Genomic DNA, 15,272 nt, shown 5'->3' with positions numbered 1-15,272 from the left:
CGAAAATATTGACTTAAATTAAATAAAACCGTTTTCTTACTCACAAACTGCCTGACATTCTTTATACTACCAAAGTAGTAATTAACTACGCCCAATGAACTAAACCAATAAAAGGAGCTCTAAGAATGAAACACCAGCTACTCCTTCTGCCGATTGCCTTAGCCGTATCCCAGGCTTGGGCGGACACAGACCCCGTTCCCGAAGAAACTGTTATCCTTTCCCCCGTTACCGTCACCGGCACACAACAACAAAAAGCCAATAGCGTTACTTTCAACCCCAAAGCTGCTTTGCAACCCCTCCCTGCCGGAGACGGTGCGGACCTTTTACAATCCGTGCCAAACATGAGCATCATCCGCAAAGGCGGAAGCTCGGGCGATCCATTGTTCCGCGGTTTGGGCGGTTCGCGCCTGTCGATTAACGCAGACGACCAGTTTATTTACGGCGGCTGCAGCATGCGTATGGACCCGCCGACTGCCTACATCCACCCGAATTCTTTCGACAAAGTCGTCGTCACCAAAGGCCCGCAAACCGTAACCCAAGGCATGGGTTTGGTCAGCGGCTCGGTGCAATTTATCCGCAAAGACCCTGATTTCAGCGAAAAACCCTACAACGTCAACGCTACTCTGACCACAGGCAGCAACGACCGCCGCGACGGCTCGCTTGAAGCCGAGTTCGGCGGCAAATATGGTTACGTCCGCAGCAATATTTCCCATAACGAAGCCGACGACTACAAAGACGGCGACGGCAACCGCGTCCACTCCAATTTCAAACGCGACAGCCAAATGCTGCAACTGGGCATCACCCCGACCGAAAACACCACCATCGCCGGCACATACGAACGCAGCAGGGCCAAGGTCGCCTACGCCGACCGCATGATGGACGGCAGCAAATTCGACCGCGACGCATGGAACGTCCGCTTTACCCAACGCAACCTCACCCCTTGGTTCAGCGAACTCGAATTGCGCTACGGTGAAAGCGAAATCGACCACGTCATGGACACATACAGCCTGCGCACCATCCGCAATCCGGCAGGCAAACAGATTAAAAACGCCAACAACCCCAAACGCAACACCGACACAGGTCGTCTGAAAGCCACCTTCGACTGGGACAAACTCAATCTGCAAACCGGCGTAGATTATATGGACGACGTACACGTCGCCCGAATGGAACGCGGCGGCGACGGTTACAGCCACAAGCCCTACATGCCCAATCAAAGTTTCAAACAATGGGGCGTTTTCACCGAAGCCGCTTGGCAGCAAACCGACAAACAACGTTGGGTAGCAGGCTTGCGCCACGACCGTGTCAAAGCGCATTACGATTCCGCAGACGTAACCGATCCCGTTTTGAAACATCAGAAATTCAACTTGAATTCCGGTTTCTTACGTTGGGAACGTGATACGGATAACGGCTTGAAATACTACGCCGGATTCGGTATCGCCGAACGCTCGCCCGACTACTGGGAACGTCTGCGCGCCAAAAAGAAAATCATCCATCCCGAACAAAACCGCCAAATCGATGCGGGCATCATCTGGAAACGTCCCAACCTCCATGCCTCCGTATCCGTATTCGGCAGCGATGTCAAAAACTTCATCATACTTGAACGCCAAGGCACGGATTTAGGCGTACGCAACGTTAAAGCCTCGCGTTTCGGCGGCGAAGCCGAAGTCAAATGGACGTTTGCACCCAATTGGGAAATCGGCAGCAGCCTCGCCTACACCCACGGTAAAAACCGTACCGACGGCAAACCTTTGGCGCAAACCCCGCCGCTCGAGTGGAACAACACCCTCGCCTTTGACAACGGCAAATACAGCGCAGGCGCGTTATGGCGTGTCGTGGCGAAACAAAACCGTTACAGCAAAGGTCAAGGCAATATCGTCGGACAGGACATCGGCGCCTCTTCCGGCTTCGGCGTACTCTCGCTCAATGCCGGCTGGAAATTCAGCAAATACGCTACCTTGCAGGCCGGCATAGACAACGTGTTCAACAAAACCTATGCCGAATTCGTCAGCAAAGGCGGCGACCCTTCAGCAGGCACGCAAACCTTGCGCGTCGACGAACCCGGCCGTACCGCTTGGTTAAGGCTGCAAGCGAAATTCTGATGTTGAGTTGAGAAAGAAAAAGGTCGTCTGAAAACCCGATTGTGGGTTTTCAGACGACCTTTAGTTTTCCAACGCATCAAAACGGCTATTTGCCTGCTTTCAGCGATTGCCACAAGCGGACGCTCAGGCGGCTTGCATCGGTTGATTTGGGCGATACGATGAAACTTTTATCCATCAATTCCTTGGTCGGGAAAATAGACGCATCGCCGGTATATTTCTCGTCCATCAATGCGCGTGCAGGGCGGCTGGCGGGGGCGTAGGTAACGAAATTGCCGTTTTGCGCCGCGACTTCGGGATCGAGCGTATGGTTGATGTATTTATGCGCATTGGCGGTATTTTGGGCGTCACGCGGAATCATCAGGGAGTCTACCCAGATGCCGACGCCGCTTTTGGGCGCTAAAACTTCGATTTCGACGCCGTTCTTCGCTTCTTGCGCGCGTGTTTTGGCGATATTCAAGTCGCCGCCGTAACCGACTGAAACGCAAAGGTTGCCCGCCGCCATATCGTCAATATAGCCTGACGAAGTGAAGCGTTTGATGTCGGGACGCACTTTTTTCATCATGTTGACGGCAGCTTTGATGTCGTCCGGGTTTTCGGTATTCGGGTCTTTGCCCAAATAATGCAGCGCGAGCGGGATTTGTTCGATGGCGCTGTCGAAATAGCTGATGCCGCAGGATTTCAGCTTTTTGGTGTATTCGGGATTGAACACCAAATCCCATTCGTTTTCGGGCAGCTGCTCCGTCCCCAAGGCTTTTTGAACCAGTTTTTTATTGATGGCGAGCGTGTTGATGCCCCAGAAATAAGGGACGGCGTATTGGTTGCCCGGATCGACTTTTGCCATCATGGCAAGCAGGTCGGCATCGATATTGGCGTAGTTCGGGATTTGGCTTTTGTCGATTTTTTGATACGCGCCGGCTTTGATTTGGCGTCCGACGTTGGCAATGGACGGTGCAACGAGGTCGTAACCGGACTTGCCGGTCAAAAGCTTGGCTTCGAGGGCTTCGTTGCTGTCGTAGTAGTCGTAGCGGACGTTGATATGCGTATTTTTTTCGAACGCTTCAAGCGTGGCGGGGTCGACGTAGTCCGACCAGTTGTAGATATTGAGCTTGTCGGAGGCGGTATGGGAGGAAGGTGCGGAAGATTCTGCGGCGGTTTGTTGGCCGCCGCTGCATGCAGTCAAGACGAGGCCGATGAGTGCCGCCGCCATTGAAGTTTTTTTCATGGGTACAGTCCTTTTGTGGAAGGGGGAATTGTTGCAGCGGCGGCAGTCAGTCAAGCGCAGACTGTCCGCATACAAAAGGTTAACTGTGGGGGCGGCCGGCATATGCCTCGGGCCCTTGATTCAGCAGGTTCGCATTAAACGGCAAAATCCCTGTCGACGCAATAGGTTAGACGGGAAAATTTCTTCGTTTTTTCATTGCTTTCCGCTATGGTTTTCTTCATAAACAAAAAAATATTCAGACGACCTGTTACATACTGGCCACACATAAATTTTCCCTATCCGCACACCCATGCCCTTTGCCTAAAACCCATGTTATTTGTTATACTTTTTGAGAACTATTTTTAATTAAATCAAATCCTAATTCCCGCATGACTACCCCCGACTCCGCCACCGTAGCCGACCACACCCGCCAATGGCTCGAAAAAGCCGTCATCGGGCTCAACCTCTGCCCCTTCGCCAAAGCGCCGCACGTCAAAAACCTCGTGCGCATCAGCGTCAGCCAAGCCCGTCATCTGGACGGTTTCCTCGAAGACCTTGACCGCGAATTGCAGCTTTTGGGCGACACGCCCGCCGACGAGCTGGAAACCACCCTGCTTGTCCACCCGACCCTGTTCCCCGACTTCGACACCTTCAACCAAATGCTCGACATCGCCGATGCCGCCGTTGTGGACAACGGTTTGGAAGGCATAGTCCAAATTGCCCCGTTTCATCCCGATTTCCAATTTGAAGGCACGGATTCAGACGACATCGGCAACTACACCAACCGCTCGCCCTACCCCACCCTGCATCTCATCCGCGAAGACAGCATCGCCAAAGCCGCACAAGCCTTCCCCGATGCCTCCGCCATTTTCGAGCGCAACATCGCCCTGCTCGAAGAAATGGGACACGAAGGCTGGGACAAGCTCGACATCCCACGCTGTCCGTTCCCGCACGGCAAATCCAAAGAATCCGAATAAAACCTACAACAAAACAACAATATGATTCGCTACTTACTCATCTTTTGCGGCGCAGTTTCCTTTCTCTTAGGCATCATCGGCATTTTTCTGCCGATTATGCCCACCACCCCCTTCATCATCCTTGCCGCCGCCTGCTGGGCAAAAGCCTCGCCCCGCTTCCACCGCTGGCTGCACCAACACCGCTATTTCGGCCCTATGGTGCAAAACTGGGAAAACAACGGCGCCGTCCCGCGCAAAGCCAAAATCTTCGCCATCAGCATGATGAGCCTATCCTGCATCTTCATATTTTGGCGCTTTCCCGAAAAATGGTGGATAGGCGCGGCGTCCACATTGGGCTGCGGCTGCGTCGCCGTCTGGATGTGGCTGCGTCCCGAACCCTGATTCGCATCCAAAACACAAGGTCGTCTGAAAACGCAGTTTCCGTTCCGAAACCGTATTTTCAGACGACCTTTTGTCATTTCAAACCATCGGTTTTAAAATATCCGCAACACAAACTGCCAAAAGGAAAACCGCCATGGCACAATTCTTCGCCATCCACCCCGACAACCCGCAGGAACGCCTGATCAAACAGGCCGCCGACATCGTCCGAAGCGGCGGAGTCATCGTGTACCCCACCGACTCCTGCTACGCGCTCGGCTGCAAACTCGGCGACAAAGCCGCGATGGAACGCATCCTCGCCATCCGCAAAATCGACTTGAAACACCACCTGACCCTCATGTGCGCCGATTTGAGCGAATTGGGCACTTACGCCAAAGTCGACAACGCCCAATTCCGCCAGCTCAAAGCCGCCACCCCCGGCAGCTACACCTTCATCCTGCAAGCCACCAAAGAAGTCCCGAACCGCACGCTGCACCCGAAACGCAAAACCATAGGCCTGCGCGTACCCGACAATACCATCGCCCTGAGCCTGTTGCAGGAATTGGGCGAGCCGCTGCTCAGTTGCACCCTGATGCTGCCCGAAGACGACGAGCCGCTGACCGATCCTTACGAAATCCGCGACCGCCTCGAACACAGCGTCGATTTGGTGATTGACGGCGGCTGGTGCGGTACCGAGCCGACCACCGTCATCGACATGACCGACGGCACGGAACTCATCCGCCAAGGCAAAGGCGACATCGCCCTATTCGGTCTGTAAGCCCTAAAAATAAAAGGTCGTCTGAAAACCTAAATCCGTTTTCAGACGACCTTTTTGCTTTTTAAACCAACGGCGTCAAATATCCAATTGAGCCGTATCGCCTTCTCGTTCCATCCATGCGCGGCGGGCGGCGGCTTCGCCTTTGCCCATCAGTTTGACGAAGATATCGCGTGTTTCGTCATCTGCGCCTTCGGGGATTTGTACCTGCAACAGGCGGCGGGTGTCGGGGTGCATGGTGGTGTCTTTGAGCTGGTCGGGGTTCATTTCGCCCAAACCTTTGAAACGGCTGATGGAATAGGCGGTTTCTTTGACGCCTTCTTTTTGCAGCCGCTCCAAAATGCTGTCGAGTTCGTTTTGGTCGAGGGCGTAGAATTTGCGGGCGGGTTTGCTTTTGCCTTGTGCGTTGACATCGACGCGGAACAGCGGCGGCTGGGCGACGTAGATGTGTCCGTCGGCGACCAGTTTCGGGAAGTGACGGTAGAACAGGGTCAGCAGCAAAACTTGAATGTGCGAGCCGTCCACGTCGGCATCGGACAGGATGGCGATTTTGCCGTAGCGCAGGCCGCTTAAATCGGGATTGTCGTTGATGCCGTGCGGATCGACGCCGATGGCGACGGAAATGTCGTGGATTTCGGCGTTGCCGAAGAGTTGGTCGGGGTGGACTTCAAAGCTGTTGAGCACTTTGCCGCGCAGGGGCAGGATGGCCTGGGTGGCTTTGTCGCGGGCGAGTTTGGCGGAGCCGCCGGCGGAATCGCCTTCGACGAGGAAGAGTTCGTTTTCGCGGATGTCTTCGCTTTCGCAGTCGGTCAGTTTGCCGGGCAGGACGGCGACGCCGCTGCCTTTTTTCTTTTCGATTTTTTTAACCGAACGCATCCGCGCCTGCGCCTGACGGATGGCGAGTTCGGCGATTTTTTTGCCGAAGTCCACGTTTTGGTTCAGCCACAATTCCAAAGGGTCGCCCGATACGGCAGCGACAAGTTTCAGCGCGTCGCGGTTGGTCAGCTTGTCTTTGGTCTGGCCTTGGAACTGCGGGTCGAGGACGCGGGCGGAGAGGACGAAGGCGGTTTTGCTGAACACGTCGTCGCTTTGCACTTTCACGCCGCGCGGTAGGAGGTTGTGCAGATTGATGAAGTTGTTGACGGCGTTGAACACGGCTTGTTTCAAGCCCGCTTCGTGCGTGCCGCCCAGCGGGGTGGGGATAAGGTTGACGTAGCTTTCGTTGGCGCACGAGCCTTCTTCCAGCCAAGTCAGGGCAAACGCGGCGCCTTCGCCGATGCTGAAATCGCCGTTGTGGTCGTCTGAAATGTAGTTTTCGCAGGAGAACAGCGGCACGGCTTCCTGCGCGTCAGCAATCAGGTCGGTCAGATAGCTTTTCAGACCGTCGGGGTAGTGCCAGGTTTGGGTGTGCGCTTCGTCTTCGCCTTTGACCGGGCGGGTCAGGGAAACGCGCACGCCCGGCAGCAGCACGGCTTTGGCGCGCAGCAGGCGTTCGAGTTCGGGAATGCTGTAATTCGGGCTTTCAAAATATTTGCCGTCCGGCCAGACGCGCACTTCGGTGCCGCTGTCTTTGACGGCGCATTTGCCCATTTCCGCCAACGGTTCGACCACATCGCCGCCAGCAAACACGATGCGGTGGATTTTGCCTTCGCGTTTGACGGTGACCTCAAGGCGGGTGGAGAGGGCGTTGGTGACGGATACGCCCACGCCGTGCAGGCCGCCTGAAAAGGCATACGCGCTGCCGCCGTCTTTTTTGTTGAACTTACCGCCCGCGTGCAGACGGGTGAACACGAGTTCGACCACGGGCACGCCTTCGACAGGGTGCAGCCCGACGGGAATGCCGCGTCCGTTGTCATGCACGGAAAGCGAACCGTCGTCGTGGATGCGCACGTCGATTTCAGTGGCGAAACCGCCCAACGCCTCGTCCGCCGCGTTGTCGATGACTTCTTGGCAGATGTGGGTCGGGCTGTCGGTGCGTGTGTACATGCCGGGACGTTCTTTGACCGGCTCCAAGCCTTTGAGTACGGTGATACTGGATTCGCTGTATTGGTTGTTTTTAGTCATAGGGGAAGAGGTCGTCTGAAAGGAAGAACAACGCTTTCAGACGACCTGAAAGCGTTGCGTTTCGTTGTTTTATCGGTTGTCAAAAGGCAGGCGCGCGGTAAAGTCTTCGTAGCTTTCCATGCCGCGCAGGAAGCGGGAGGAGAGTTCTTTCAATGCCCCCAAGTAAACGTCGCGTTTGAAATCAATCACTTCGTCAACGGGAGCCCAATATTGGTGCCAACGCCAGCCGTCAAATTCGGGATGGTGGCAGGCGCGCAGATTGATGTCGCTGTCGCGCCCGACCAGCCGCAAAAGATACCAAATCTGCTTCTGCCCGCGATACGAACCGCGCCATTCGCGGCGTACCCAGTGGCTCGGCACGTCGTAACGCAGCCAGTCGCGCGTGCGGCCGACGATTTTGATGTGTTGCGGCAACAGCCCGACTTCTTCGTACAGCTCGCGGTACATGGCGGTTTCGGGGCTTTCGCCCGGCTTGATGCCGCCTTGCGGGAACTGCCACGAATGTTCGCGCACACGTTTGCCCCAAAAGACTTCGTTGCGGTTGTTGATTAAGATGATACCGACATTGGGGCGATAGCCTTCTCTGTCTAACACGGTGTCGCCCTTCGTTAAATTAAAATTAAATCATGCGATTTTCCCATAAATCGGGCAGGTTTGACAAATCGCGAGACCGTATCGGCGGGCATTTGAAACCAGATTCGGCAGGTTCCTTCAAACGCATCTGAAACATATATACTTCCTGCCTTATCTCAATTATCCCCTCATGTAATAATCTTTCTTTTGAGCCAAAGCAAGACAACGCTACCGCATTTTAGGTTTAATACACTATTGTTTTTTATCCAACAAGACCGTACACCGGCATCCCTCAACACTGCCCTACCGCGACAGTTTTGCCGTCTTTCAGAAACGGCGTTCCCACCTCAATCCACTTTAAGGAAAATCATGGCTTCGCGCGATTTATACCCACAGGAAATTTTACAGGTCGTCCTCGATAAAAGCTGTGCCAAAGCACAATCCAGCGTTTCCACGCTGGCGGTTTTGAGTGTTTTGGCAGGCGGATACATCGGTTTTGGCTATCTTGCCTATTTGAAAGTGGTCAGCGGCATTCCGCACGAATGGGGCGGCTTGGCGACTTTGCTCGGCGCATCGATGTTCCCCATCGCCTTGATCTGTATCCTGCTCGGCGGCGGCGAGCTGGTAACGAGCAATATGATGATTATGTCTTTGGGGCGTTTGGCAGGGCGGATTTCCACAAAAATGCTGCTGCGCAACTGGGTCGTCGTGTGTCTGGGCAATTTGGCGGGAACGCTGGCGATGGCGTTTTTCCTCGGACACTACGTCGGCATGACCGAAGGAAGCGTGGCGGAAAAAACGATTGCGGTGGCGGAAGCCAAAGTCCACATGAATTTCGGCAGGGCCTTCGTCTCAGCGGTCGCGTGTAACTGGATGGTGTGTATGGGCGCGTGGCTGCACTTTGCCGCCAAGCATACGGCAGGGCGGATGTTGGCAATTTGGTTTCCCGTGATGATTTTCGTGTTAAACGGCTTCCAACACCTTGTCGCCAATATGTTCATCATCCCCGCCGGTATTTTGGCGGGCGCAGACATCACATGGGGGCAGTTTTTCTTTAACATGATTCCCGTGTTTTTAGGCAATGTCTTAGGCGGCGCATCGTTTGTCGGCGCGTCGTACCTTTATACTTATAAAGATACGCTGAAAGATTGTGCCGAGTCTTGAATAGATTGGTATTGAAAAGGTTTAGAAACGCAAAGGTCGTCTGAAAACAGAATTTTGGTTTTCAGACGACCTTTTGTTTCATTCAAATTAATGAGGCAATTCACCGCTTCGGATTTTCTTTTTGAAATCCTGAGTTTCCCTGACAATTACTTTCGCCATCAGCAAGAGGGCGATTAAGTTGGGCAAAGCCATCAATCCGTTGAACGTATCCGAAGCGAGCCAAACCAAATCAAGACTCAAGACGGTTCCCAGCATGACCGAGGCGACGTAAAAAACTCGGTAGAGATTCGCGGATTTTTCGCCGAATACATATGCCGCACATTTCTCACCGTAGTAACACCAGCCCAAAATAGTCGAATAGGCAAAGAAAATCAAACCGATGGTAACGACCCAGCCGCCGAAACCGGGCAGCATTTTTTGGAAGGTAACGGTAGTCAGCGCCGCGCCGCTCAATTCCGGTTTGACAAACTCACCGCCCGCGCCGAGCAAACCCATCACCAATACAATTCCCGTAATCGAGCAGACGACGATCGTGTCCAAAAACGTCCCGGTCATGGAAACCAATGCCTGGCGGACGGGATGGTCGGTTTTCGCGGCTGCAGCGGCAATCGGTGCAGAACCCATACCCGCCTCGTTAGAAAACACGCCGCGCGCCACGCCGTAGCGGATCACCGTCCCGATTGCGCCGCCTGCCACAGCCTGCGCGCTGAACGCATCAGAGAAAATCAGCTTGACAGCGGGTGCCAGTAAGTCCGCATTGACAGCAATAATGGCAATGCCGCCTAAAACGTAAAACACCGCCATCGCAGGTACGATAAACGACGCAGCTTTAGCGATACCTTTAATACCGCCCAAAACGACGATAGCGGTCAAAATGGTCAGGACGACGCCGGTATAGCCCGGTTCTACGCCGAAACTCGTCTGAACGGCCTGCGCAACCGAGTTGGACTGCACCGAACTGCCGATACCGAACGAAGCGAATGTGCCGAATAAAGCAAACGCCAATGCCATCCATTTCCAGTTTTTGCCCAAGCCTTTTTCGATGTAATACATCGGCCCTCCGGACATTTCGCCTTTGGAGTTGGTCACGCGGTATTTCACCGCCAACACGCCCTCGGCGTATTTGGTCGCCATACCGAAAATGGCGGTCATCCACATCCAAAATACCGCACCCGGACCTCCGGTAACCACGGCGGTCGCCACACCTGCAATGTTGCCTGTACCGATGGTGGCGGACAGGGCGGTCATCAAAGCAGCGAAATGGGAAATATCGCCTTCGTGGTCTTCGCCGTCATCCGTTGTTTTCTGCGGCATAAACGCCTGCTTGAGCGCGTAACCGAGCATAGAAAATTGCAGGCCTTTGAGCATAACGGTCAACAAAACGCCCGTTCCGACCAATAACACCAGCATAACAGGTCCCCAGACCCAGCCGCTGACTGTTTCAAAAAACGCTTTTAAATTCTCCAAAAATAATTGCATATTTTTCTCCTCATTATGTTTTTAGTGTTCGGTCATTTCAGCATAAAGTGTTTAAAAACGCAACGGTCTGATGATATGCCCCTTATTTTTCCATAAATCCAAATTCATAACGTCAGATCTCAATGTGGAAAACATTAAAATAAAAATACCCGTCTGACATCAGCCTGCGCAAATGGAAATCTGTATTTCAACATGATAAAAAGCCGATAAATATCGGCGACTGAAAATACCTGCCCTATCTGCACAAGCATAAAAAAACGAGGTCTTTCTATTTTGATTCACGATTAATTTCAGACGACCTTCTTACCGCTAAAAAACCATCACCCAACATTTAAATCAAACGAACAGGCAAAAAAAGGTCGTCTGAAAGCCCCTTATCTCTTTCAGACGACTCTGAATTCCCGCTTTGTATTGTTTTCAGGTATTTTATTGCAGGGTAAAGCCTGCTTTGAAATCCAGCTTCGGCACGCCGATGATAAAACGCTCGCCGATACTGTCTTCAAACTCGTATGCGCCTTCGATACTGCCCCAAGGCGTGCTGATTTGCGAACCGCTGTTGTACTCGTATTCCTCACCCGGATACAGGACAGGCTGCTCTTCGATCAAACCGCCGTGTCCGACCTGCCCGATTTCTCCGTGCCCGTCGGTAACTTCCCAAAACCGCTGGCGCAATGTGATGACTTCATTGCTGCGGTTGCAGATGGTGATTTGATAATTAAAAGCATAGCGGTCACGATAAACATCGCTTTTTCCGGCGATATAACGCGGCTTTACACTGATTTCTATACTATTCATTTTGCTTCCCCGTGATGATGCGGTTCTATTTTTATTTAAAAGTGAGTGAAAGTGTGCCTGCCTTATATTTTTTATCAGCAGTCATATATTTAATTGTGTGTGTTTAAAAAATCCAAGATGCCAGCCCTAATACCAGTCCGGTCATCAGTGCGGCGATCAGGTCGTCAAGCATAATACCCAGCCCGCCGTGGATGCGGCTGTCGAACCATTTAATCGGCCAAGGCTTGAGCATGTCGAATAATCGGAACACGATAAAAGCCGCAAGCCACCAGCTCCAGCGGAAAGGCACGAAAGACAAAACCAAAATCATTGCTACGATTTCATCCCAAACGATACCCCCGTAATCCTGTATGCCCAGCTCTTTTTCGGTATACCCGCAAATGCGGATTCCCCAAACAAACATGGCGATGCACAACAATGCCAAAACCCAGCCGCCGATTCCGATCAAATGAAGGACAAACGCCAAAGGCAAAGCCGCCAAAGTACCGGCCGTTCCCGGCGCGACGGGAGAAAGACCGCTTCCGAAACCGAATCCCAAGAAGCATAAAGGACGCTCTTTGAGCCATGTGAAAGTAGGTTTAAATTCAGCCAAAATGATCGAACCCCCGTGAAGTAAGCAATAATTCGCCGCCTTTTTTATCCTTTATTTTCAGACGGCCTGAGTTGTTTGTTTTCCCTATCCTCGTTACCGCCACACTGCATTGCGCTGCTGCGGCAAGGATTTCACTGCGACGGTCTGCGGAAGCGGTAAATACCAATTCATAATCGTCGCCGCCCGATAAGGCGAAAGCCGTCCATTGTTCTTCAGACAGCGATGTTCTCAATTCGTCGGGAACCGGCAACACATCTGTCGAAATCTCCGCCCCCAACGACGACGCGGTCAGAATGTGCCCCAAATCCTGCGCCAGCCCGTCCGAAATATCTTGGGCGGCATGGGCAAGCGGCAAAAGTGCCAAACCCAAATCTACCCTTGGCTCCGGCCGGAGGAGTTTATCTTCGCAAAGTCCGAAGACTTTCGGCGGCAGTGAGCAGTTTTTCAGACGATGGTGTAATGCTGCCGCAGCCATACCGATTTGCCCGGACACCCAAATATCATCCCCCTCTTGCGCTGCATCGCGCCGCAGGGCTTGCCCTTGGGGCAGTTCGCCGACGATGGTAATGTTGAATACCAAATCACCTTTGGTCGTATCGCCGCCGATAAGCGTGATGCCGAAACGTTGTGCCAGCGAGAAAAAACTTTCGCAAAACCGCGTCAGCCATTTTTCATCCAAATCGGGCAATCCCGCACTGAGCAGAACCCATTTTGGAACGGCGCCCATCGCCGCCATATCGGATATGTTAACTGCTAGCATTTTCCATGCCAAATCTTCAGGAGAAACATCTGAAAAAAAATGTTTGTCCTTAATCAACATATCGGAACTAAAACACAAATCAAATCCTATACTTGGACGGATGATGGCTGCATCGTCCCCGATACCCAACACCAAACCTTCCGCCTGCTGTTTTTGCAAAAACTGTCTAATAAAGTCAAATTCTGTCATATTTAGCGTAAAAAATTGTCAACTCGTTTACCTTACAGGAAACCGTAGGGCAAGACATTCCTTTTATAAATAGCGATATTCATTGCGTTATCACCAGGATTCGCAACCCAAGGTCGTCTGAAAACATGATTCCGATAAGAAGGGACGTTTTCAGACGACCTTTTCTGCTGCCAGCAATATTTCCACATTCCGCTCGGTCGCTTCGGCTATCTCTTCAACAGCAACGCCACGAATTTCAGCGGTGATGGCGGCGATTTGGCGGATGTTGGCGGGCGTGTTGATTTCGTTTTTCAGCATAAACGGGCTGTCGGTTTCCAAGACGAAATCGGTGTCATGCAAGGTTTTGAGGGTTTCGCGTATTTTTCGTGCGTTCAGGTTGAGCAACAGCGAACCGATGCCGATTTTGAAACCTAATTTCGTCAACACGCGCGCTTCTTCCGCGCTGCCTGAAAACGCATGGACAATCCCGCCTTGGGCAAAGCCTGTCTTCCTGACGGCGACGGCAATGTCGGCGGTGGCTTTGAGATTATGGATAATCACGCGGCGGCGCAGGGTTTGTGCGATGGCAAGCTGGCGGCTGAAGACTTGGATTTGCCGTTCTCGCTTCGGCGGCATTTGGGTTTTGTCGTAAAAATCCAAGCCGATTTCGCCGACCCATGCCGCCGGACGCGCTTGCAATGTTTGTTCCAAACGCTGGAAATCCGACTCGGAAACGTCGTCTGAAAACCAGGGATGGATGCCGAGCGCGATATGGATGTTGTCCCAAAGCGGGTTTTCAGACGACCTTTGCACCAAATCCGCCACGTCCTGCCAATCCTGCGGCCGGGTCGCGGGAACGATAAACCGCCCTACCCCCGCCTTCCGCGCTGCGGTCAGGATGTGCGGCAGGTTTTCGCGCAAGGCGGGATCGGCGAGGTGGCAATGGGTGTCGGTGAAGTTCATCGATTTCACACTAACTTTAGTCTTACCAATTCTTTGTGAACATCTTCCCCCCCCCAGCCTTGCGATACGGCGAGGGTCATGAGTGCGGTGGCGGTTTCGAGGTTGCATTTGCCGCCGTTGATAATGCCCGAGTTGCGGAACGCGTTGCCTTGCGCGTAAACGGCGGCGGTTCTGCCTTGTTGGACTTGGCTGATGTTGAGCAGCAGTTTTCCTTGCTGCGTAAAGTCTCGGACGGCGCGGATGAAGCCTTCGTCTGCGGGGGTGTTGCCGTGTCCGTAGCTTTGCAGGATAAGGGCGTGGGCGGGAAGCTGTCCGAGTCCGTCCGCAAGTTCTTGGACGGCAAAGCCGGGGATAAGCGTACGGACGGCGATTTTTGCCTGCGGGTCGGGATAGCGGATTTTGAGGTCGTCTGAAACATCTGCCGCATCTTGGGACGGGACGCGAAGATTGTACCAGCCTTGGGTTTCGTCCCATTCGGCGATGGCGCCGAAATGCGGATTGTCGAAGCCTGCGGCGGTTTCGGTACTGACTTTGCTGCTGCCGACGGCGGGATAAAGTTTGCCGTCAAAGGCGATAACGGTTTGTTTGAGCTTGAGGGTGAAGGCGGCGACGGCGGTGGAGAGGTTGCGCGGGGCATCGCTGTTTTCGGCGGCGTAAGGCCATTGGGAGCCGGTCAGGACGATGGGTTTGCCCAAACCTTGCAGGGCGAGTGCGAGGAAGTTGGCGGTGTACGCCATGCTGTCTGTGCCGTGCAGTATCAGGATGCCGTCGCAGAAAGGCAGTTTGGCGGCGATGATGTCCAGCCAGTCGCGCCAGTGTTGCAGGGTGACGGAGGAGGAATCAATCAAAGGATTGCAGACATGCCACTCGAAGTCGAGGTCGTCTGAAAAGGGGGAAAGTGCTTGGCTGACAAGCGCGGTATCGGGGCGCAGGCCTTCGCTGCTTTGGGTCATGCCTATGGTGCCGCCTGTGTAGAGGACAAAGATTTTTTGTTTCATGGACATCATCGGGTCGTCTGAAAATAATGATGCGGCTTATTTAACTATATTTCGGACAGGCTGGCAATTTGGCGGCGCAGACGGTTTTCAGACGACCTTGAAATGAAAAAGCACCCCGAGGCTGCCGATATTTGATTTTCCAAGTGGATTTTTATTCACGAAGCGGGAGATTCAAGGCTAAAGCCGCAACAAGCTTGGACGCTTGGTGAGGATTGCCAAGGCAGAAGATACCGCTTTGGGGATAAAAAACACGGAAACTATAGTGGATTAAATCTAAATCAGGACAAGGCGACGAAGCCGCAGACAG

Annotated in this window: 14 protein-coding genes; 5 read left to right on the top strand and 9 right to left on the bottom strand. The window is 53.2% G+C overall.

What is annotated here, in order from left to right; all coding sequences use genetic code 11:
* The first annotated feature begins 125 nt into the window (after positions 1-125).
* On the top strand, positions 126-2,099 hold the full coding sequence (locus HMPREF2954_RS05710) for a TonB-dependent copper receptor (protein WP_045074989.1): 1,974 nt from the start codon (positions 126-128) through the stop codon (positions 2,097-2,099).
* An 85-nt stretch (positions 2,100-2,184) separates the two neighbouring features.
* On the opposite strand, the gene HMPREF2954_RS05705 is transcribed toward HMPREF2954_RS05710, so the two are convergent.
* Positions 2,185-3,321 (bottom strand): polyamine ABC transporter substrate-binding protein, encoded by a 1,137-nt coding sequence (locus tag HMPREF2954_RS05705; RefSeq protein WP_045074992.1) that lies wholly within the window; start codon positions 3,319-3,321, stop codon positions 2,185-2,187.
* A 368-nt stretch (positions 3,322-3,689) separates the two neighbouring features.
* Between HMPREF2954_RS05705 and HMPREF2954_RS05700 the strand changes: the two genes are divergently transcribed.
* The 3 genes from HMPREF2954_RS05700 (at position 3,690) to HMPREF2954_RS05690 (ending at position 5,412) form a co-directional block, all read left to right on the top strand.
* Positions 3,690-4,277, top strand: coding sequence for a DUF1415 domain-containing protein (locus HMPREF2954_RS05700; protein WP_045074995.1), 588 nt, complete (start codon positions 3,690-3,692; stop codon positions 4,275-4,277).
* A 21-nt stretch (positions 4,278-4,298) separates the two neighbouring features.
* Positions 4,299-4,658 (top strand): YbaN family protein, encoded by a 360-nt coding sequence (locus tag HMPREF2954_RS05695; protein ID WP_045074997.1) that lies wholly within the window; start codon positions 4,299-4,301, stop codon positions 4,656-4,658.
* 133 nt (positions 4,659-4,791) lie between these two features.
* A complete protein-coding gene (locus HMPREF2954_RS05690; protein ID WP_045075000.1) occupies positions 4,792-5,412 on the top strand; it encodes an L-threonylcarbamoyladenylate synthase in 621 nt (206 codons plus the stop codon).
* A gap of 75 nt (positions 5,413-5,487) precedes the next feature.
* Here HMPREF2954_RS05690 and parE read toward each other — a convergent pair whose 3' ends face one another.
* Together parE and HMPREF2954_RS05680 are read right to left on the bottom strand one after the other, a co-directional pair.
* Positions 5,488-7,473: a DNA topoisomerase IV subunit B gene (parE, locus tag HMPREF2954_RS05685; protein ID WP_045075002.1), complete on the bottom strand. Its 1,986-nt coding sequence runs from the start codon at positions 7,471-7,473 to the stop codon at positions 5,488-5,490.
* A 69-nt stretch (positions 7,474-7,542) separates the two neighbouring features.
* Positions 7,543-8,067: an RNA pyrophosphohydrolase gene (locus HMPREF2954_RS05680; RefSeq protein ID WP_003743450.1), complete on the bottom strand. Its 525-nt coding sequence runs from the start codon at positions 8,065-8,067 to the stop codon at positions 7,543-7,545.
* Between the two features lie 348 nt (positions 8,068-8,415).
* Between HMPREF2954_RS05680 and HMPREF2954_RS05675 the strand changes: the two genes are divergently transcribed.
* Entirely contained in the window at positions 8,416-9,210 is a 795-nt protein-coding gene (locus HMPREF2954_RS05675) for a formate/nitrite transporter family protein (protein WP_045075005.1), read from the top strand.
* An 87-nt stretch (positions 9,211-9,297) separates the two neighbouring features.
* Here the strand turns inward: HMPREF2954_RS05675 and HMPREF2954_RS05670 are convergent, their stop codons facing one another.
* From HMPREF2954_RS05670 to HMPREF2954_RS05645, 6 genes are all read right to left on the bottom strand, one after another.
* Positions 9,298-10,689, bottom strand: coding sequence for an alanine/glycine:cation symporter family protein (locus HMPREF2954_RS05670; RefSeq protein WP_045075008.1), 1,392 nt, complete (start codon positions 10,687-10,689; stop codon positions 9,298-9,300).
* Positions 10,690-11,115: 426 nt separating this feature from the next.
* Positions 11,116-11,484 carry a Co2+/Mg2+ efflux protein ApaG gene (apaG, locus tag HMPREF2954_RS05665; protein ID WP_045075010.1) on the bottom strand — a complete coding sequence of 123 codons (369 nt, stop codon included), beginning with the start codon at positions 11,482-11,484 and terminating at the stop codon, positions 11,116-11,118.
* A gap of 103 nt (positions 11,485-11,587) precedes the next feature.
* Positions 11,588-12,076 (bottom strand): phosphatidylglycerophosphatase A family protein, encoded by a 489-nt coding sequence (locus HMPREF2954_RS05660; RefSeq protein ID WP_045075013.1) that lies wholly within the window; start codon positions 12,074-12,076, stop codon positions 11,588-11,590.
* Positions 12,069-13,025: a thiamine-phosphate kinase gene (gene thiL / locus HMPREF2954_RS05655; RefSeq protein WP_045075016.1), complete on the bottom strand. Its 957-nt coding sequence runs from the start codon at positions 13,023-13,025 to the stop codon at positions 12,069-12,071. The genes HMPREF2954_RS05660 and thiL overlap by 8 nt, the downstream gene beginning before the upstream one ends.
* Before the next feature lie 150 nt (positions 13,026-13,175).
* Positions 13,176-13,967 carry a TatD family hydrolase gene (locus tag HMPREF2954_RS05650; RefSeq protein WP_045075019.1) on the bottom strand — a complete coding sequence of 264 codons (792 nt, stop codon included), beginning with the start codon at positions 13,965-13,967 and terminating at the stop codon, positions 13,176-13,178.
* A 5-nt stretch (positions 13,968-13,972) separates the two neighbouring features.
* Positions 13,973-14,965, bottom strand: a complete 993-nt coding sequence (locus tag HMPREF2954_RS05645; protein ID WP_070689045.1) for an asparaginase — start codon at positions 14,963-14,965, stop codon at positions 13,973-13,975.
* Positions 14,966-15,272 lie beyond the last annotated feature (307 nt).

The sequence above is a fragment of the Neisseria sp. HMSC067H09 genome (genome assembly GCF_001814135.1).
Lineage (GTDB): Bacteria > Pseudomonadota > Gammaproteobacteria > Burkholderiales > Neisseriaceae > Neisseria.
Note: the sequence above shows the minus strand (reverse complement) of the source record. Positions and strands in the feature narration are given on the sequence as shown.

Bases quoted from the DNA above. Each gene is read 5' to 3' on its own strand.
- HMPREF2954_RS05695 (WP_045074997.1), top strand. From the start codon at position 4,299: ATGATTCGCTACTTACTCATCTTTTGCGGCGCAGTTTCCTTTCTCTTA.
- HMPREF2954_RS05690 (WP_045075000.1), top strand. From the start codon at position 4,792: ATGGCACAATTCTTCGCCATCCACCCCGACAACCCGCAGGAACGCCTG.
- HMPREF2954_RS05650 (WP_045075019.1), bottom strand. From the start codon at position 13,967: ATGAACTTCACCGACACCCATTGCCACCTCGCCGATCCCGCCTTGCGC.
- HMPREF2954_RS05670 (WP_045075008.1), bottom strand. From the start codon at position 10,689: ATGCAATTATTTTTGGAGAATTTAAAAGCGTTTTTTGAAACAGTCAGC.
- HMPREF2954_RS05675 (WP_045075005.1), top strand. From the start codon at position 8,416: ATGGCTTCGCGCGATTTATACCCACAGGAAATTTTACAGGTCGTCCTC.
- thiL (WP_045075016.1), bottom strand. From the start codon at position 13,025: ATGACAGAATTTGACTTTATTAGACAGTTTTTGCAAAAACAGCAGGCG.
- parE (WP_045075002.1), bottom strand. From the start codon at position 7,473: ATGACTAAAAACAACCAATACAGCGAATCCAGTATCACCGTACTCAAA.
- apaG (WP_045075010.1), bottom strand. From the start codon at position 11,484: ATGAATAGTATAGAAATCAGTGTAAAGCCGCGTTATATCGCCGGAAAA.
- HMPREF2954_RS05700 (WP_045074995.1), top strand. From the start codon at position 3,690: ATGACTACCCCCGACTCCGCCACCGTAGCCGACCACACCCGCCAATGG.
- HMPREF2954_RS05645 (WP_070689045.1), bottom strand. From the start codon at position 14,965: ATGAAACAAAAAATCTTTGTCCTCTACACAGGCGGCACCATAGGCATG.
- HMPREF2954_RS05710 (WP_045074989.1), top strand. From the start codon at position 126: ATGAAACACCAGCTACTCCTTCTGCCGATTGCCTTAGCCGTATCCCAG.
- HMPREF2954_RS05705 (WP_045074992.1), bottom strand. From the start codon at position 3,321: ATGAAAAAAACTTCAATGGCGGCGGCACTCATCGGCCTCGTCTTGACT.